The sequence below is a fragment of the Bradyrhizobium barranii subsp. barranii genome (assembly GCF_017565645.3).
GTDB lineage: Bacteria > Pseudomonadota > Alphaproteobacteria > Rhizobiales > Xanthobacteraceae > Bradyrhizobium > Bradyrhizobium barranii.
Genome location: NZ_CP086136.1, coordinates 5142725 through 5160354, shown reverse-complemented (window position 1 = coordinate 5160354; position 17630 = coordinate 5142725). Strand labels below are relative to the sequence as shown.

Here is a 17630-nt window from a genome sequence, read left to right as displayed (position 1 = left end):
AGGTCAGTACGATGCAAAGCGCAATTGTTCTCGGCGGCGGCATGATCGGCGTGAGCGCGGCGCTGCACCTCCGGCAGCGCGGTTGGTCGGTCACGCTCGTCGACCGCAGGGAGCCGGGCCGCGAGACCAGCTACGGCAATGCCGGGATGATCCAGGCCGAAGCCGTGCGTCCCTATCCGATGCCGCGCGACTTCGCCACGCTCCTGAAGATCGCGACCGGCCGCACCAACGACGTGCGCTACAGCCTGTCGTCGCTTCATCTCCATATCGAGCCCCTGCTCCGCTACTGGTGGCACTCGGCGCCGAAGCGGCATCGCGAGGCGATCGACGCCTGGGCGCGGCTGATCGCCTACGCGACGGCGGAGCACGACATCCTCATCCGCGAAGCCCATGCCGACAATCTGATCCGCCGCGCGGGCTACCGGCACCTGCATCGCGACGCAGCTTCCTTCGATCTCGCCGTCAAGGCGGCGGAACAAGACCAGCGCGAATTCGGCGTGAGGTTTCGCGCGCTCTCGGGGGCCGAGCTCGCCAAGGCCGAACCGATTCTGCGCGACGACCTGCCCGGTGCGATCCATTGGCTCGACACCTGGACCGTGTCCGATCCCGGCGCGCTGGTCACGGCCTATGCCGAGCTGTTCGAGCGCCTCGGCGGCACCATCGTGCTCGGCGATGCCCAGACCTTGCGGCAGACCGCGACCGGCTGGTCGGTCGACACGGACCAGGGAGCCGTCGACGCTGCGGCCGCCGTCGTGACGCTCGGGCCCTGGTCGCCCAATCTCCTGCACAAATTCGGCTATCGCATTCCGCTGGTGCGCAAGCGCGGCTACCACATGCATTACAGCGGCGGCGCATCACTCGATCTGCCGCTGGTCGACAAGGCCGGCGGCTATGCCATGGGTCCGATGGCGAAGGGCATCCGCATCACCACAGGCGCGGAATTGACCGGCATGGACGCGCTCGCCACGCCCGTGCAGCTCGCCAGTGCCGAAGCTTCGGCGCGACAGCTGATCGACCTCGGCAGGCGGGTCGAGCCCGACCCGTGGTTCGGCACCCGCCCCTGCACGCCCGACATGCTGCCGGTGCTCGGGCAAGCTCCGCGTCACCCCGGCCTCTGGATGAATTTCGGCCACGGCCACCAAGGTTTTACGCTCGGGCCCGCGACCGGCCGCCTCCTCGCCGAGATCATGAGCGGCGAGACGCCGGCGATCGATCCGACGCCATACCGGCCTGAGCGCTTTTAGCTGTCGGCGTCCGCAGTGCGCACCGCGAGCGCGGCTGAGATGCGCGAGCTGGCAAATTCCGTCAGTCGGCGCGCTCGGCCAGCAGCTTCCTGATGCGGTCGGCATCTTCGGGCGTCGCCGGATTGTAGACGATCATGCTGAGATCGGAGCGGCCCTCGACATTGAAGCTCGAATATTCGAACGACATCGTGCCGTGAACGGGATGCCGCAGCCGCTTGGTGCCGTCGCCATGATGGCGCACGTCATTGTCGCGCCAGAGCGCCGCGAATTCCGGACTTGTCCGACAGAGCTCGTCGACGAAATCGGCGACATGCGAGACGGCACCTGCTCGCGCCGCGTCTGCCCTGAATGCGGCCACCACGAAGCGTGCCACACTGTCCCAGTCATATTGCGCGGCGCGCACGCGCGGATCGCAGAAGATGAAGCGCAGGATGTTGCGCTGTCCCGGCGGGATCGCGCCGTAGTCGGTCAGCACGACGCTTGCGGCGCGATTCCAGGCGACAACGTCCCAGGTCGCTGTGCGTACCAGCGCCGGGCTGAATGAGAGCGCATCGAGCACGCGTTGCAGCCGCGGCGAGACGCCTTCGCTCGCCTGGTAGCGCACCTCGGGCGGGCGGCCGAGGCCGATCAGGAACAGGTGCTCGCGCTCGACATCGGTCAGCATCAACGCGCGCGCGATCCGGTCGAGCACGTCGGCCGATGGCGCCCCGCCGCGGCCCTGCTCCAGCCAGGTGTACCAGGTCGAGCTGATATTGGCGCGCTGGGCCACTTCCTCCCGGCGCAGACCCGGCGTGCGCCTGCGGCTGCCGGAGAAGCAGAACGCGGCTGCATCGAGCCGGGTGCGACGGTCCTTCAGATAGGCCCCAAGCAAGTTGTCGGCGGCAGTGCTCTCGCTCATCCTGTTAGATATTATACCCTGATAATGTCACTACTTTACCCGGATAACTCTAGCGCAGATGGTTCTCTCCACCAACATCTGGAGATTTCGCATGCGTGTATTCGTTACCGGTGCCACCGGCTTCGTCGGCTCCGCCGTCGTTCGAGATCTGTTGGCCGCCGGCCATAGCGTGCTCGGCCTCGCCCGCTCCGATGCCGGCGCCGCAGCGCTCACCGCGATGGGCGCCGAGGTCCATCGTGGGTCGCTGGAGGATCATGCATCCTTACGCGGCGGCGCCGCCGCTTCGGATGGTGTGCTGCATCTCGGCTTCAACCACGACTTCTCGAAATTCGCCGACAATTGCGAGCTCGACCGCCGCGCGATCCTCGCGCTTGGTGAGGAGCTCAAAGGCTCCGACCGCCCTCTCATCGTCACATCAGGTGTGGCGCTACTGACGCCCGGACGGCTCGCGACCGAAGACGATGCGGCGGCCCGCCACTTTCCGCGCGTCTCGGAAGCCACTGCCGAAGACCTCGCAGAGCGCGGCGTCCGCACCGGCATCGTGCGGCTGCCGCCCACGACCCATGGCGAGGGCGACCATGGCTTCGTGCCGCGCCTGATCGCGCTCGCCCGGGAGAAAGGCGCCGCGGCCTATATCGGCGAAGGTCAAAACCGCTGGCCGGCCGCGCACCGCCTCGACGCCGCGCGCGTCTATCGTCTCGCGCTGGAGCAAGGTGCGACCGCGCGGCGCTATCATGCGATCGCCGAGGAAGGCGTGCCGTTCAAGGCGATTGCAGAGGTGATCGGCCGAAGGCTCGGCGTCCCCGTCGTGTCCAAATCGCCTGAGGAAGCGGCCGCGCATTTCGGCTGGTTCGCACAATTCGCCGGCATCGACGTTCCGACCTCAAGCGCCAGGACGCGCGCTTTGCTCGGCTGGGAGCCCAAAGAAAAAGGGCTGATCGAGGATCTCGACCAGCCCTACTACTTCAAGGTCTGACGGCGCGCGGCGCCGCCACCGGCAGATCAGTCCGTCGTGACGGCCGTCTCCAAGTCGGTCGGATCGATCTGCCTGGCGAGGTTGGCGTTGAGCTTGTCGCGGTCGAGCTCACCTTCCCACCAGGCGACGATCACGCAGGCCACGCCGTTGCCACAGAGGTTGGTCAGCGCGCGGCACTCGCTCATGAACTTGTCGATTCCGAGCACGATCGCCATGCCCGGCACGAGGCGCGGATCGACCACGGCGAGCGTCGCGGCCAGCGTGATGAAGCCCGCGCCGGTGATGCCGGAGGCACCCTTCGAGGTCAGCATCGCCACCACCAGGATGGTGAGCTGCTGGCCGAAGGAGAGATCGAAGCCAAGCGCCTGCGCGATGAACAGCGTCGCCAGCGTCATGTAGATGTTGGTGCCGTCGAGATTGAACGAATAGCCCGTGGGCACCACGAGACCGACCACCGACTTCGAGCAGCCGAGGCGCTCGAGCTTCTCCATCAAGGACGGCAACGCGCTTTCCGAGGACGAGGTACCGAGCACGATCAGCAGCTCGTCCTTGATGTAGGCCAGGAACTTGAAGATGGAGAAGCCGGCGAGGCGCGCGATGGTTCCGAGCACGACGAACACGAACAGCGCCGCGGTGACGTAGAACGTCGCGATCAGGCCGACCAGGTTGAGGATCGCCCCGGTGCCGAACTTGCCGATGGTGTAGGCCATTGCGCCGAAGGCGCCGATCGGCGCCGCGCGCATCACGATGGAGATGACTCCGAACACCGCATGCGCGGCGTCATCGATGAAGCTGCGGATGGTATGGCCGCGCTCGCCGAGGCCCATGATAGCGAAGCCGAACAGCACCGAGAACAGCAACACCTGCAGGATCTCGCCTTGCGCGAAGGCGCCGACCACGGTGTCGGGGATGATGTGCAGGATGAAGTCGACCGACCTCTGGCCCTCGGCCTGCTTGGCGTAGTTGGCGACGGCCTGCGCGTTGGCGGCGGCGCTGCCGAAACCCGCACCCGGCTTCACCAGGTTGCCGATGATGAGTCCGATCACCAGCGCGAAGGTCGAGACGACCTCGAAATAGACCAGCGCCTTGACGCCGATGCGGCCGACCTTCTTTGCGTCCTGGATATGCGCGATGCCGGAGACCACGGTGCAGAAGATGATCGGCGCAATCACCATCTTGATCAGCTTGATGAAGCCGTCGCCCATCGCCTTGATCCACTCGTTGGTGGCGAGCGACGGCCACAGCCAGCCGACCAAGGCGCCGAGCACGATGGCGATCAGCACCTGGACGTAGAGAACCTTGTACCACGGCTTGGCGGCGGCCGGTGCGACCGGCGCCCCCGCCATCGTTGTCGTCGTCATTGTTTCACTCCCCCTCAAACTCAGAGCCAGCCAAGATCAACTTGGCCGGCTCTGTCAATCGGAACTGCTCGGAATGGTGCGCTTTACCCGCGTCGATCGACGATCCGGCGGGCCGCCGGCATCAGCGCGGCGCCCAGCGCGTTCTTGACCACCGATGCCGCAATGAACGGCGCGACGCCGACCGCCCAGGCCTTGGTTGCGCCAAGGCCGATGACGTAGGCCAGCCAGCCGAAGCCGGCGATGAAGATGACGACATGGGCGAGCGCCATTGCTCCAAACAGGAACACGACGTTGCGATCCCAGCCGCGCTCGGCCAGCCAGCCGGTGATAAAGGCAGCCAGCACGAAGCCATACAGATAGCCGGCAGTCGGGCCGAGCAGCGGTGCAATTCCACCGACCGGACCGGCGAACACCGGCAGCCCCATCGCGCCTTCGGCGAGGTAGGCGATCATGGTTGCGCTGCCAAGGCGCCAGCCATAGGCGGCGCCGATCACCAGCACGACCAGCGTCTGCAGGGTCATGGGCACGTAAGGCAGCGGCAGATTCACTTTGGCTGATAGCGCCATCAAGGCGGTGCCGAGCGCAATCAGCACGACGGCGCGAAGTGCGCCGACGGTTTCACCCGGACGGGTCGGCCACATCAATGCGGCGAGAGGAGAATGCGGCGTGGCGACGGACGGGAGGGAACGGTCAGACAAAGTTGGAACTCCGCAGGGCTGGTGTCGAAACGGCTGTCGAAAACTCGCGGCTATTTAAGCCAGTGAGCGATCCGGTCAACTGCCTCCCGCATCTCCGCTGCCGAACGCGCATAGGAGAGCCGTATGAACGAACGACCATGGATGGGATCGAAATCGAGACCCGGCGTGGCCGCAACGTGCGCCTGCTCCAGCATCTGCTTGGCGAATTCGAAACTGTCCGAGGTGAAGTCCGAGACGTCGGCATAGAGATAGAAGGCGCCGTCGGCAGGCAGGAACTTGCTGAGGCCCGCCTTGGGCAATCCCTCGATCAGGATGCGCCGGTTTTCCTGATAGCCGTGCTTGATCTCCTCCATTTCGGCTGCGCCGTCGAAGGCGGCCTCGGCCGCGATTTGCGACAATGACGGCACCGAGATCGAGAGGTTCTGCTGCAGCCGCTCGATCGGTCGCACCAGGATCTCGGGCACGACCATCCAGCCGACGCGCCAGCCCGTCATGCAAAAATATTTCGAGAACGAGTTGATCACGAGTGCGTGCTCCGACATCGCCGCCGCCGTTGCCGCCGGAAACGCGTAGTCGAGCCCGTGATAGATCTCGTCGGAGATGAAGCGGATGCCGGCGTCTTCCGCCGCAGCGATCAGGCCGGCAAGCGCCTCGCGGGACATCATCGTCCCCGTCGGATTGGCCGGGCTGCCGACCAGCACGCCCTTCAGCGGCGCCTTGCGATGCGCCGCCAGCAGCGCCTCGCCGGTCAGCGCGTGGCGCGTGTCATTGGTGGTCTCGATCAGCACCGGCTCGCAACCAAGCGCGGTGAGGATGTGACGGTAGGGCGGATAGCCCGGCACCGTCACGGCGACGCGGTCGCCGGGCGCGAACATCGACAGGAAGGCCAGGATGAAACCGCCGGAGGAGCCTGTCGTCACCACGATCCGCTCGGGGCTGACATCACAGCCATAGGCATCCCGATAGTGGCACGCGATGCGTTCGCGCAATGAGGGGATGCCGAGCGCGGAGGTGTAATCGATCCGCCCCGCCTCGAGCGCCGCATGGGCGGCCGCGATCGCGGTCTTTGGGGCGCCGGTTGCGGGCTGGCCGACCTCCATGTGGATGACATGGCCGCCTGCCGCCTCGATTCGGGCCGCGGCGGCCATCACGTCCATCACCATGAACGGGGGAACATCGCTGCGGCGGGAGGGCTCGAGCCACTGCCCCACCCGGTTCCTCAATGTCGCATCGTGCATCGAATTCTGCTATTTCGCTGGCGAACCGGTCGGTTCGGTCCGGGAAACGGGGCGCTTGCGCCCCAGACTGGCCGCATTGTACGGCTCATAAGGGCATATCTCGTATCCGGTCCGCCGCCAATCGCCAAAAACCAATCACGAAACTGCTTGATCAAGACCGTTTGACCCAGACCGCCTGATGTTGCTCCAGATCGCATTGCGCAAGAAGGCCTCCTCCCTCACCGCCCTCGTCACCGCCGCGGCGATCGCGTTGTTGCCGATGCCGGCCGTGCATGCGCAGGCCAAGGGGCCGCCGATCCTGCGCGACACCGAAACCGAGCAGCTGCTGCGCGAATACACGCGCCCGATCCTGCGCGTTGCCGGTCTGGAAAAGCAGAACATCCAGATGGTGATCATCAACGAGGGCTCGTTCAACGCGTTCGTCGCGGACGGCCGCCGCATCTTCGTCAATTACGGCGCGATCATGCAGTCGGAGACGCCGAACCAGATCATCGGCGTGCTCGCGCACGAGACCGGACATCTGGCCGGCGGCCATCTGTCCAAGCTGCGCGAACAGCTCGCCAACGCCCAGACCCAGATGATCATCGCCATGCTGCTCGGGGCCGGCGCGATCGCCGTGGGCAGCACCCGCGGCAGCAACAGCGCCGGCAACAACGGGCTCGCCAATGCCGGTGCTGCCGCCATCGCCGGACCGCAGGAGATGATCCGCCGCACGCTGCTGTCCTATCAGCGCCAGCAGGAGGAGAACGCCGACCGCGCCGGCGTGAAATTCCTGACCGCGACCCAGCAGTCGCCGAAGGGCATGTACGAGACCTTCAAGCGCTTCACCAGCGAGAGCCTGTTCGCTGCCCGCGGCACCGATCCCTATCTCCAGTCGCATCCGATGCCCGCCGAGCGCGTCGCGTCGCTTCAGGAATTCGCCAGTTCCAGCCCCTATTGGGACAAGAAGGACGATCCCGCGCTCCAGCTCCGCCACGACATGGCGCGCGCCAAGATTTCCGCGTTCATGGAGCGGCCGGAGACGGTCTACCGCCGCTACCCCCAGACGAACGACAGCATGCCGGCGCGCTATGCCCGCGCCATCAGCACCTATCTGCACGGCGATTTGCGCAGCGCCCTGGCCCAGATCGATGCGCTGATCCAGGTCCAGCCGAACAACCCGTATTTCTACGAGGTGCGCGGCCAGGCCCTGCTGGAGGGCGGCAAGCCGGCCGAGGCGATCCCTGCCCTGCGCAAGGCGGTGCAGCTGTCCAACAACGCGCCCCTCATCGAGATGTTACTTGGGCAGGCTCTGGTTGGATCGGATAATAAGGCCTACACCGATGATGCCGTTCGGATTCTCCGGGCCGCGGTGGCACGGGAACCGGAGGCTGCGCTCGGTTATATGCAGCTCGCGATGGCCTATGGCCGGAAGGGCGACTATGCCGAGGCGGATCTGGCGTCGGCGCAGGCCGCTTATCTGCGCGGCGACAACAAGACCGCCCGCGAGCTCGCCACGCGCGCGAAAACCCGTTTCGCCGTCGGCACGCCCGGATGGGTCAAGGCCGACGACATCGTGGCGGCCAAGCCGCCGCGCAACTAACGCGACCAAGACGACGCCTGACACGTCACGACACCGAGCTTAAGTCCGCCGGGACGTTTTCCGAAACCAGCTTTCGATAAGAGGATTTGCCTATGCCTTCGCTGCGCCTGCTTGCTCCCGCGCTGTTCGCGCTCGCCATGTTCGGCGCAGCCGCGCCCGCGTCGGCCGACAGCTTCTCGGATGCCCAGCGCACCGACATCGAGGCGATCATCAAGAACTATCTCGTCACCCATCCCGAGGTGCTCGAGGAAGCGATGACCGAGCTCACCAAGCGCCAGGCCGCGGCCGAAACGCAGAAGCACGAAGCCAGCATCGCACAGAACTCCGATGCGATCTTCAACTCGCCGCGCCAGGTCGTGCTCGGCAACAAGGACGGCGACGTCACCTTCGTCGAGTTCTTCGATTACAATTGCGGCTACTGCAAGCGCGCGATGGGCGACATGCTCGACCTCATGAAGGCCGATCCGAAGCTGAAGGTCGTGCTGAAGGAGTTTCCGGTGCTGAGCCAGGGCTCGGTCGAAGCGGCACAGGTCGCGGTCGCCGTGCGCATGCAGGATCCCACCGGCAAGAAGTATCTCGACTTCCACCAAAAGCTGCTCGGCGGCCGTGGCGCCGCCGACAAGGCGCGCGCGCTGCAGGCGGCCAAGGAAGCCGGCCTCGACACCGCCAAGATCGAGAAGGACATCGGCAGCCCCGAAGTGCGCGCCACCATCGAGGAGAATTTCAAGCTTGCCGAAGCGATGGGCATGAACGGCACGCCGAGCTACGTGATCGGCAAGCAGATCGTGATCGGCGCCGTCGGCCTCGAAGGCCTGAAGGAAAAGATCGGCGTTGCCCGTTGCGGCAAGGCGACTTGCTAACAAGGCGACCTGCTGATCGCGCGTTTCACAATTCACGCATGCAAGGAGGCCGGCTGAACAGCCGGCCTTTTTCGTTGACCGCAGCTTTGCGCGAATTCTGGCGCGAATCCCGCGCGCGCATTCATCTCGCGTTTAAGAAACAAATACCCCGGAACCGCCGATGTTCCGGAACAACTCAAATCTCCTTTCGTTGGTGGCGCGGGCAATGACGCAAAGAAACACGTGAGGAGAATTCGATGTCTAACCGCTTTATGATCTCGGTTGCCGCGCTCGCGCTCGTCGCAGGCACCGGACTGGCGAACGCACAGGGCACCATGAACCGCGACAGCGGTGGTGGCGCCGGTGCGCAGCCGACGCAACATTCGCAACCCGCCGGCGGCGCAGCTGAACGTGGCGCGATGGGCAAGGAAGCCGCTCCCGAGAAGGGCACCGTCGGCCAGGCCGGAGGCGCCATGAAGCCCGGCGGAGCAGCCGAGGAGAAGTCGTCCGGCGCGACGGAGAAATCCGGTGCGATGGAAAAGTCAGGCGGGATGGAAAAATCCGGCACGATGAACAAGAACGCGGCTGACGAGAAGGCCGGCGCGACGAAGGGTGAGCACGCCCAAGGCGCGCAGGACAAGTCCGCGCAGGACAAGTCCAAGAGCACGATGGACAAGTCCCAGATGGACAAGTCCAAGAGCACCGAGACTGACACCAAGAGCGGCAACATGAACGCCCAGACCAAGGGCGCGGACAGCAAGGCTGCCGACACCAAGTCTCAGACCACGACCGGCGCCGCGCCTGCGACCGCTGCGGCACCGCCTGCCGAGAAGCGGTCCGAGATCTCAACGGCGATCAAGTCGACCAAGATCGAAGAGACCACGAACGTCAACTTCAACATCTCGGTCGGCGCCGCGATCCCGGCGTCCGTTCGCTTCCATCCGCTGCCGCCCCGGATCGTGGAAATCTATCCGGAGTGGCGCGGCTATGACGTGATCTACGTCCGCGGACAGTACATCATCGTCCGTCCGCAGACGCGCGAGATCGTGTACATCATCGAAGGCTAAGCCGCCTGGCTGACGCCCGATAAGCCCTTGCCGAGAGATCGGCAGGGGCTTTTGGCCTATTGGGCGGCCTCCCCTGCCTATCCCGCCCGGCAGCCACGATTAGAACTGGTTAACAAGCAATTTCCGTAACTTCCGCACAGGTTTTTGCACCCCGGATGAGCTGTTTGAAGCCCCCTGGGAGGTCCTTCAAGGCTTCCCCTAGGGCGCTTTGTTACCTATAACCCCCGCCACGCCGAAGCACCTCTTGCGGGATTGGAATGGCCGAACCAGCAACCGACACGATCCTCGTTCTCAACGGGCCGAACCTCAACATGTTGGGGACGCGCGAGCCCGAGAAGTATGGCCATGCGACGCTGGCCGACGTCGAAACGCTGTGCCGCGAAGCGGCGGCGGCGTACGGCCTCAAGGCCGACTGCCGGCAGTCCAACCGCGAAGGCGAGCTGATCGACTTCATCCACGAGGCGCACGCCCGCAAGATGAAGGGCATCATCATCAATGCCGGCGGCTATTCGCACACCTCGATCGCGCTGCACGACGCGCTGCTCGCGGTGCAGATTCCGACCGTCGAAGTGCACGTGACCAACATCCACGCCCGCGAGAGCTTCCGTCACCATTCCTACACCGCGCGCGCGGCCTTCGCCTCGCTCTGCGGTTTCGGCATCGAGGGCTACCGCCTCGCGATCCAGGGCCTTGCAGCCAAGCTCGGCATCAAGCCCAAAGCCTGACGCTCCCTCTTCACACAGAACATTCGGATCAGAACATGGCGCGCCAGCCAGACGACAAAGCAGCCGTAAAGTTTTCCAGCGAGGATTCCGCGCTCGTCCGCGAGCTCGCACTTCTGCTCGATGAGACCAGCCTCACCGAGATCGAGATCGAACGGGCCGGCCTTCGCCTGCGCGTCGCCCGCAACATCAGCGTCGCCGCGACCATGCCGATGCAGATGGCGGCCGCTCCCGCCATCCTGCCGGCAGCCGCAGCTGCCGCCGCGCCAGCCGCGGCCGACCTGTCGAAGCATCCGGGCGCGGTGATCTCGCCGATGGTCGGCACCGCCTATTGGGCGCCGGAGCCCGGCGCCAAGCCGTTCATCGAGGTCGGCAGCAAGGTCTCGATCGGCCAGACGCTGCTGATCATCGAAGCCATGAAGACCATGAACCAGATCCCCTCGCCGCGCGCCGGCACGGTGACGCAGATTCTGGTCGAAGACGGCCAGCCGGTCGAGTACGGCGAGCCACTCGTCATCATTGAGTAATGGTCGTGGGCGGTCAGCCGCCCTAGCCGCTTCCCGCGCGCCAGTCCCTTAAGGACACCATGTTCGACAAGATCCTCATAGCCAATCGCGGCGAGATCGCCCTTCGCATCCTGCGCGCCTGCAAGGAGCTCGGGATCGCGACCGTCGCCGTGCACTCCACTGCCGATGCCGACGCCATGCATGTGCGCCTGTCGGACGAGAGCGTCTGCATCGGGCCGCCGCCGTCCAAGGACAGCTATCTCAACGTGCCCGCGCTGCTCGCGGCCTGCGAGATCACCGGCGCGGATGCCGTGCATCCCGGCTACGGCTTCCTCTCCGAGAACGCGCGCTTCGCCGAAATCCTTTCCGAGCACAATCTGCATTTCATCGGCCCCAAGGCCGAGCACATCCGCCTCATGGGCGACAAGATCGAGGCCAAGAAGACGGCCAGGAAGCTCGGCATTCCCGTGGTGCCCGGCTCGGACGGCGCGGTCGGCCCCGAGGACGACGCGATGGCGATCGCCAGGAAGATCGGCTTCCCCGTGCTGGTCAAGGCAGCCGCCGGCGGCGGCGGCCGCGGCATGAAGGTCGCGCAGAGCGAGGCCGACCTCCAGGTGGCGCTGTCGACGGCAGCCAACGAGGCCAAGTCCGCCTTCGGTGACGCGTCCGTCTATCTCGAAAAATACCTCCAGAAGCCGCGCCACATCGAGATCCAGATCCTCGGTGACGGCCGCGGCGGCGCGATCCATCTCGGCGAGCGCGATTGCTCGCTGCAGCGCCGCCACCAGAAGGTCTGGGAGGAAGGTCCCTCGCCCGTCCTTGCTGCCGCTGCACGCGCCAAGATCGGCGAAACCTGCGCCAAGGCGATGCGCGAGATGAAATATCTCGGCGTCGGCACCATCGAATTCCTGTTCGAGGACGGCGAGTTCTACTTCATCGAGATGAACACCCGCATCCAGGTCGAGCATCCCGTCACCGAGAGCATCACCGACATCGACCTCGTGCTGGAGCAGATCCGCATCGCTGCCGGCGGCGATCTGCCGGCCAAGCAAAGCGAGATTCAGATCATCGGCCATGCGATCGAGTGCCGCATCAACGCCGAGAACCCGCAGACTTTCCGTCCCTCGCCAGGCCGCATCACGCAATATCACCAGCCCGGCGGGCTCGGCGTGCGCATCGATTCCGCGGTCTATCAGGGCTACACCATCCCGCCCTATTACGACTCGCTCGTCGGCAAGCTCATCGTCCACGGCAAGACCCGCGCCGAATGCCTGATGCGGCTGCGCCGGGCGCTGGACGAGATGGTGGTCGAGGGCATCGAGACGACGCTGCCGCTGTTCCGCGACCTGGTGCGCCAGGACGACATCATCAACGGCGACTATCACATCCACTGGCTGGAACAGTACCTCGCCGGTAAGGAACCGGCCGCGGGGTGACCCTCCCTCCCCATGGAACCCTTTGGCCCCCATCGCGTTCTGGACGGGGACAGTTCCGAGGGGGCCTTTTGAGTTCCGTTGACGTGACGAAGCGAGACCGTCGTGACGACTGAAGCGCAACGACGGCGCTCCATGTGGCAGATCCTGCTGTTCTCGGCGGGTCTTCTGGTGTTGACCGTGATCAGCGCCGGCTCCGTCTACCTGGTCAACAAGGCCAGAGACGATAGCAAATGGGTGATCCACACCATCGAGGCGGAGAATCAGATCAACGCCCTGCTGCTGGAAATCCGGCGTGCCGAGAGCGCCGCCCGCGGCTATCTCCTGACGCAAGGGGCGGATTTCAAGGCCGACCATGAGAAAGCCGTGGCAGCGATCATACCTGCCCTCGACAAGCTCACGCGCCTGACCCGCGATAATCCGGACCAACGCGGCAACATCGAGAAGCTGAGCGCGGCGATCGAAATCCGGCTGGGGCAATTCAAGCAGGAGTTGGACTTCATCGGCCAGAATCGGCCGGACAAGGCCATAGCGCAGGTCCGCGAGGCCGCCTCCACCGACACCACGGCCGAGATCAGCAAAGTCGCGGTCTCCATGATCCAGGAGGAGGAGCGCCTGTTCCGGCTCCGATCGGCCAATTCCGACCGCAGCCAGACGCTGGCGGCCTCGATGACCGGCATCGGTTCGGGCCTCGTGGTGCTGCTGACCCTGATCTCGATCTGGCTGGTGCGGCGTTCAGTGCGGGCCCGCGACGAGGCCGAGACGCGCCTGCGCGACGCCTACGCCAACCTCGAGACCGTGGTCGACGAACGCACGGCAGACCTGCGCGAGGCCAACAACGAGATTCAGCGCTTTGCCTATATCGTCAGCCACGATCTCCGCTCGCCACTCGTCAACATCATGGGCTTCACCAGCGAACTCGAAGAGCTCAGCGGCGACATTTTCCGCCGTATCGGTGGCCTTACCCATGTCCCGGCCGATGGCCCGCCGCTAGCTGACGGCGAGGTCACGCTCGAAGGCCCCGACAAGCAGCTTTCAACGGATTTTTCCGAAGCGCTCGGCTTCATCAAGTCGTCGATCGCCAAGATGGACCGCCTGATCTCGGCGATCCTCAACCTCACCCGCGAGGGCCGGCGCGAATTCGTGCCCGAAAAGATCGACACCCGCGAGCTGATCGAAGCCATCGTGTCGACGCTGGCGCATCAGTCCGCCGAAGCGCAGGCCGAGATCCATGTCGCGCCGCTGCCGGATCTCGTCAGCGACCGCCTTGCGCTGGAGCAGATCTTCTCCAATCTGATCGACAACGCCATCAAATATCTCAAGGCCGGCGCCCCCGGCGAGATCAGAATCCGCGGGCGCACCAAGCTTGGCTACGCTATCTTCGAGATCAGCGATAACGGCCGCGGGATCGATCCGAAAGATCACCAGCGGATTTTCGACCTGTTTCGCCGGGCGGGAACCCAGGACAAGCCTGGTCAGGGCATCGGTCTTGCGCATGTGCGCGCACTTGTGCGCCGCCTCGGCGGTACCATGTCGGTATCATCGGAACTGAATACGGGCAGCACCTTCACCATCACGTTGCCCATCACCTGGAACGCAAGCAACCGGAACGCCGACCAATGACTCAACCCGTCACCATCATCATGATCGAGGACGACGAGGGCCACGCCCGGCTGATCGAGCGCAACATCCGCCGATCCGGCGTCAACAACGAGATCATCCCCTTCGCCAACGGCACGGACGCGGTGAAGCACCTGTTCGGCTCCGACGGCAGCGGGCTCGTGCAGAAGGGCAATGCGCTCCTGATCCTGCTCGATCTCAATCTCCCCGACATGACCGGGATCGACATCCTGAAGCAGATCAAGGAGAACAAATACCTGAAGGCCTCGCCCGTGGTGGTGCTGACCACCACCGACGACAGCCAGGAAATCAAGCGCTGCTACGAACTCGGCTGCAACGTCTACATCACCAAGCCCGTGAACTACGAGAATTTCGCCAATGCCATCCGGCAGCTCGGCCTGTTCTTCTCGGTCATCCAGGTCCCGCCCGCCGCCTCATGAACCAGCACCCGCCTACACTGCTCTACATCGACGACGACGCGGCCTTGGCCCGCCTGGTCGAGCGCGGCCTGACGCGACGCGGCTACAAGGTCATTCATGCCGCGAGCGGCGAGGAAGGCCTGGAGCGTATCCGCCGCGCGGAGACCGACGGCTGCATCGACGTCGTGGCGCTCGACCAGTACATGCCCGGCCTCGACGGGCTGGAGACGCTCGAGCAGATCATGGCGATACCAGGCGCGCCGCCCGTGGTGTTCGTCACCGCGTCGCAGGATTCCAGCATCGCGGTCACCGCGCTGAAGGCGGGCGCGGCCGATTATCTCGTCAAGGACGTCAAGGGCGATTTCATCCCCCTGCTCCACGTCGCCGCCGACGGCGCGCTGCGCCAGGCCGAATTGCAGAAGGCGCGCGAGGAAGCCGAGGCCGAGATCCACGCATCGCGCGACCGCTATGCCGCGCTCGCCGCCGAACGCGAGCTGCTGCTGCGCGAGGTCAATCACCGCGTCGGCAACTCGCTCCAGATCATCGCTTCGCTGCTGCATCTCCAGGCGAACTCGGCGGGCCAGGAAGAGGTCAAGGCGGCGCTGACCAACGCGATGGGCCGCGTCGCCGCGGTCGCGCAGGTGCACCGCCGGCTCTACACTTCGCAGGACCTGAAGAGCGTGGTGCTGAACCAGTATCTGGATTCGCTGCTCGAGGATCTCAGGCGCTCGGCCGAAGGCAACCGGATGTCGCGCCTGACGGTGAAGGCCGAGCCGATCGAGATCGACCCGGACCGCGCCGTCGCCGTCGGCATCATCGTCAACGAGCTGGTGATGAACGCGGTGAAATACGCCTATCCCGACGGCGCCGGCCCCATCCATGTCGAGCTGACCTCGCAGGGCGAGGATCTGTTGCTGGCGATCACCGACGACGGCGTCGGCGACAAGGTCAAGGCGGATCCACGCTCGACCGGCATGGGCCAGCGCATCGTCGCGGCGATGGCCACCAAGCTCGACGCCACCGTCGAGCGCGACCCCGCCCATTCCGGAACTCGCGTCATGCTGAGGTTCCGCCGCACGCCCGCGGCCCCCGACAAGACCAACAACGCCGCCGCAGGCTGACCCTCGCCCCCTTCGCAACACCTCCACGATCCTGCTACTGTTGCGCCATGACTTCGCGCGACTCCGCTTCGTCTGAAATCACGCCGGCCGTGCTGTTGCGTGCCTATGCCTGCGGCATCTTTCCGATGGCCGAGAGCGCCGACGATCCGACCCTGTTCTGGGTCGAGCCGGAATTGCGCGGCGTGATCCCGCTCGAGGGATTTCGCGTGGCCTCGCGGCTCGCGCGCACCGTCCGTACGGACGCCTTTCGCGTCACCGTCAACACCGCGTTCAAGGCAACGATCGCCGGCTGCGCCGCGCCGCAGGCGGGGCGCGAGGACACCTGGATCAACAAGCGCATCCGCGACCTCTATGGCGGCCTCTACGAGCTCGGCCATTGCCACAGCGTCGAGGCCTGGCAGGGCGACGACCTCGTCGGCGGGCTCTACGGCGTCAGCCTGGGACGCGCCTTCTTCGGCGAGAGCATGTTTCACACCGCGCGCGATGCCTCGAAGGTCGCGCTGGTGCACCTGGTCGCGCGGCTGATCCATGGCGGCTTCGAGCTGCTCGACACGCAATACGTCACTGATCATTTGAAGAGTTTTGGCGCGGTCGAGATTTCGCGTCGGCGCTACACCGCACTGCTCGACAAGGCCCTCGCCGGCGACCCCGGCGATTTCCTGAGGCTGTCAGCCGGTGACGCGATCCCGGGCGCGCGCGCGCTCGACATCGTCGCCTCGCGGCCATAATCGGTGATGGGGCCTAGCGCCCGAACCCGGGGGATTTGGTCTAACGCCCAAACCCCGGGATACCGAACAGGCCCGGCCGCTGCTCCGGCGGCGGCGGGGGTGGCGGCGCCGGCTGCTGCTGCTGGATCGGCGGCAAGGGCTGCGGCGGGCGCTGCTGCACGGCCTGCTTGGGTGGCGCCGCCTTCTTCTGCGCGGGCGGCGGAGCCGGCGGCTTTGCCGCGGTCGGATCGGGCGCCGCGGTCGCAATGGTCTGCTGCGGCTCTTTGCAGTCGGTGAGCCAGATGTCGTAGATCGGATGCTCGACGCCGTGCAGGCCGGGGCTCGCCGCATACATCCAGCCCGAGAAGATGCGCTTCACCTCGCCCTGCAAGGTGATCTCGTCGACCTCGACGAAGGCGTCGGTATTGGTGGCTTCTGTCGCCGGCCGCGTATAGCAGGCGTCGGTTTTGACCCGCAGCGCGCCGAACTGGACGGTCTCGCCGATGTCCTCGTCGAAATTGATGATGCGCCCGGTGATCTTGTCGAGGCCGGAGAAGGTCGCCTTCTTGTTCACGATCTTCTGGGCCGGCGGCTCGGTCACGACCTCGTCGCCCGGCTGGAGGCTCGCCGGGGTCTGCGGGACAGGGCCGCCCGGCCCGCCCTTCTGCTGGGGCTGGCGCTGACCGGGCGCACCCGGGGCGGCTTGCGGATTGGGCGGAGCGACCGCCACGGACGGCGGCTGGTTTGGCGGAGCGACGGTTGAGCCCGGCGGCGGCGCCAGGGGCTGGGATTCGACCGGCCCCGGCATCACGTTACCTTGCCGGCCCGGCGGCGGCGCCATCGGGCGCGATGGCAGCACGCGGCCCTGCGGCGGCAGCTCGGGGACCTCTTCATCGTCATCGGGGATCTGAGGCTGCGGCTGACCACGCGGAATCGAACCCGGCGGCCGCGGCGGCGGGTCGGAGAAGATCGTGCCGATCTGCGCCTGCGCGGGCGTCGCAACCGTCAATGCAGTGGCGGCCAGAAGCGCCGCAAGACCTGGCAGGGCAAGTCTTGTAAGGGTAAAGGTTCGAACCATCTTCTCGCGCGGCTTCAACAGCGAATCGGGCTTGCTGGACATTCTACAGGGGATACCGCCGCTCGCAGGCCATCCGGTTAACACGGCGAATACGGCGGGGGAAGGGCGGCATCCCTGCCCT

17 protein-coding genes are annotated in these 17630 nt (G+C 65.6%); 12 read left to right on the top strand and 5 right to left on the bottom strand.

Annotation, left to right across the window (positions count from 1 at the left end):
* The first annotated feature begins 11 nt into the window (after positions 1–11).
* Entirely contained in the window at positions 12–1244 is a 1233-nt protein-coding gene (locus J4G43_RS24670) for an NAD(P)/FAD-dependent oxidoreductase (protein WP_208086597.1), read from the top strand.
* Positions 1245–1305: 61 nt separating this feature from the next.
* On the opposite strand, the gene J4G43_RS24665 is transcribed toward J4G43_RS24670, so the two are convergent.
* Positions 1306–2142: a helix-turn-helix transcriptional regulator gene (locus J4G43_RS24665; protein ID WP_208086596.1), complete on the bottom strand. Its 837-nt coding sequence runs from the start codon at positions 2140–2142 to the stop codon at positions 1306–1308.
* Between the two features lie 91 nt (positions 2143–2233).
* Here J4G43_RS24665 and J4G43_RS24660 point away from each other — a divergent pair, with 91 nt between their 5' ends.
* The gene (locus tag J4G43_RS24660) at positions 2234–3118 is read left to right on the top strand and encodes an SDR family oxidoreductase (RefSeq protein ID WP_208086595.1); all 885 of its coding nucleotides are present in this window, start codon (positions 2234–2236) and stop codon (positions 3116–3118) included.
* A 26-nt stretch (positions 3119–3144) separates the two neighbouring features.
* On the opposite strand, the gene J4G43_RS24655 is transcribed toward J4G43_RS24660, so the two are convergent.
* The 3 genes from J4G43_RS24655 to J4G43_RS24645 all read right to left on the bottom strand — a co-directional run bounded on the left by J4G43_RS24655 (position 3145) and on the right by J4G43_RS24645 (position 6415).
* Complete coding sequence (locus J4G43_RS24655) at positions 3145–4479, bottom strand: dicarboxylate/amino acid:cation symporter (protein ID WP_208086594.1); 1335 nt, start codon at positions 4477–4479, stop codon at positions 3145–3147.
* A gap of 83 nt (positions 4480–4562) precedes the next feature.
* Entirely contained in the window at positions 4563–5120 is a 558-nt protein-coding gene (locus tag J4G43_RS24650) for a biotin transporter BioY (protein ID WP_208089405.1), read from the bottom strand.
* A 107-nt stretch (positions 5121–5227) separates the two neighbouring features.
* Complete coding sequence (locus J4G43_RS24645) at positions 5228–6415, bottom strand: pyridoxal phosphate-dependent aminotransferase (RefSeq protein ID WP_208086593.1); 1188 nt, start codon at positions 6413–6415, stop codon at positions 5228–5230.
* 178 nt (positions 6416–6593) lie between these two features.
* Here J4G43_RS24645 and J4G43_RS24640 point away from each other — a divergent pair, with 178 nt between their 5' ends.
* The 10 genes from J4G43_RS24640 (at position 6594) to aat (ending at position 16452) form a co-directional block, all read left to right on the top strand.
* Entirely contained in the window at positions 6594–7997 is a 1404-nt protein-coding gene (locus tag J4G43_RS24640) for a M48 family metalloprotease (RefSeq protein ID WP_208086592.1), read from the top strand.
* 92 nt (positions 7998–8089) lie between these two features.
* A complete protein-coding gene (locus J4G43_RS24635; protein WP_085401094.1) occupies positions 8090–8857 on the top strand; it encodes a DsbA family protein in 768 nt (255 codons plus the stop codon).
* 236 nt (positions 8858–9093) lie between these two features.
* A complete protein-coding gene (locus tag J4G43_RS24630; RefSeq protein WP_208086591.1) occupies positions 9094–9903 on the top strand; it encodes a DUF1236 domain-containing protein in 810 nt (269 codons plus the stop codon).
* Positions 9904–10160: 257 nt separating this feature from the next.
* Entirely contained in the window at positions 10161–10628 is a 468-nt protein-coding gene (gene aroQ / locus J4G43_RS24625) for a type II 3-dehydroquinate dehydratase (RefSeq protein WP_135213477.1), read from the top strand.
* Between the two features lie 35 nt (positions 10629–10663).
* Positions 10664–11152 carry an acetyl-CoA carboxylase biotin carboxyl carrier protein gene (gene accB / locus J4G43_RS24620; protein ID WP_208086590.1) on the top strand — a complete coding sequence of 163 codons (489 nt, stop codon included), beginning with the start codon at positions 10664–10666 and terminating at the stop codon, positions 11150–11152.
* A 59-nt stretch (positions 11153–11211) separates the two neighbouring features.
* Positions 11212–12567, top strand: a complete 1356-nt coding sequence (accC, locus tag J4G43_RS24615) for an acetyl-CoA carboxylase biotin carboxylase subunit (protein WP_208086589.1) — start codon at positions 11212–11214, stop codon at positions 12565–12567.
* Between the two features lie 102 nt (positions 12568–12669).
* The gene (locus J4G43_RS24610) at positions 12670–14187 is read left to right on the top strand and encodes a sensor histidine kinase (protein WP_208086588.1); all 1518 of its coding nucleotides are present in this window, start codon (positions 12670–12672) and stop codon (positions 14185–14187) included.
* Positions 14184–14624, top strand: coding sequence for a response regulator (locus J4G43_RS24605; protein ID WP_063983554.1), 441 nt, complete (start codon positions 14184–14186; stop codon positions 14622–14624). The genes J4G43_RS24610 and J4G43_RS24605 overlap by 4 nt, the downstream gene beginning before the upstream one ends.
* The gene (locus J4G43_RS24600) at positions 14621–15724 is read left to right on the top strand and encodes a sensor histidine kinase (protein WP_208086587.1); all 1104 of its coding nucleotides are present in this window, start codon (positions 14621–14623) and stop codon (positions 15722–15724) included. Before J4G43_RS24605 ends, J4G43_RS24600 begins: the two co-directional genes overlap by 4 nt.
* A gap of 47 nt (positions 15725–15771) precedes the next feature.
* Entirely contained in the window at positions 15772–16452 is a 681-nt protein-coding gene (aat, locus tag J4G43_RS24595; RefSeq protein ID WP_135213473.1) for a leucyl/phenylalanyl-tRNA--protein transferase, read from the top strand.
* A 40-nt stretch (positions 16453–16492) separates the two neighbouring features.
* Here the strand turns inward: aat and J4G43_RS24590 are convergent, their stop codons facing one another.
* Positions 16493–17551, bottom strand: coding sequence for a DUF2155 domain-containing protein (locus tag J4G43_RS24590; RefSeq protein ID WP_208086586.1), 1059 nt, complete (start codon positions 17549–17551; stop codon positions 16493–16495).
* Positions 17552–17630 lie beyond the last annotated feature (79 nt).

Bases quoted from the DNA above. Each gene is read 5' to 3' on its own strand.
- aat (WP_135213473.1), top strand. From the start codon at position 15,772: ATGACTTCGCGCGACTCCGCTTCGTCTGAAATCACGCCGGCCGTGCTG.
- J4G43_RS24640 (WP_208086592.1), top strand. From the start codon at position 6,594: ATGTTGCTCCAGATCGCATTGCGCAAGAAGGCCTCCTCCCTCACCGCC.
- accC (WP_208086589.1), top strand. From the start codon at position 11,212: ATGTTCGACAAGATCCTCATAGCCAATCGCGGCGAGATCGCCCTTCGC.
- aroQ (WP_135213477.1), top strand. From the start codon at position 10,161: ATGGCCGAACCAGCAACCGACACGATCCTCGTTCTCAACGGGCCGAAC.
- J4G43_RS24655 (WP_208086594.1), bottom strand. From the start codon at position 4,479: ATGACGACGACAACGATGGCGGGGGCGCCGGTCGCACCGGCCGCCGCC.
- J4G43_RS24660 (WP_208086595.1), top strand. From the start codon at position 2,234: ATGCGTGTATTCGTTACCGGTGCCACCGGCTTCGTCGGCTCCGCCGTC.
- J4G43_RS24605 (WP_063983554.1), top strand. From the start codon at position 14,184: ATGACTCAACCCGTCACCATCATCATGATCGAGGACGACGAGGGCCAC.
- J4G43_RS24630 (WP_208086591.1), top strand. From the start codon at position 9,094: ATGTCTAACCGCTTTATGATCTCGGTTGCCGCGCTCGCGCTCGTCGCA.
- J4G43_RS24600 (WP_208086587.1), top strand. From the start codon at position 14,621: ATGAACCAGCACCCGCCTACACTGCTCTACATCGACGACGACGCGGCC.
- accB (WP_208086590.1), top strand. From the start codon at position 10,664: ATGGCGCGCCAGCCAGACGACAAAGCAGCCGTAAAGTTTTCCAGCGAG.
- J4G43_RS24650 (WP_208089405.1), bottom strand. From the start codon at position 5,120: ATGTGGCCGACCCGTCCGGGTGAAACCGTCGGCGCACTTCGCGCCGTC.
- J4G43_RS24635 (WP_085401094.1), top strand. From the start codon at position 8,090: ATGCCTTCGCTGCGCCTGCTTGCTCCCGCGCTGTTCGCGCTCGCCATG.
- J4G43_RS24665 (WP_208086596.1), bottom strand. From the start codon at position 2,142: ATGAGCGAGAGCACTGCCGCCGACAACTTGCTTGGGGCCTATCTGAAG.
- J4G43_RS24645 (WP_208086593.1), bottom strand. From the start codon at position 6,415: ATGCACGATGCGACATTGAGGAACCGGGTGGGGCAGTGGCTCGAGCCC.
- J4G43_RS24670 (WP_208086597.1), top strand. From the start codon at position 12: ATGCAAAGCGCAATTGTTCTCGGCGGCGGCATGATCGGCGTGAGCGCG.
- J4G43_RS24590 (WP_208086586.1), bottom strand. From the start codon at position 17,551: ATGTCCAGCAAGCCCGATTCGCTGTTGAAGCCGCGCGAGAAGATGGTT.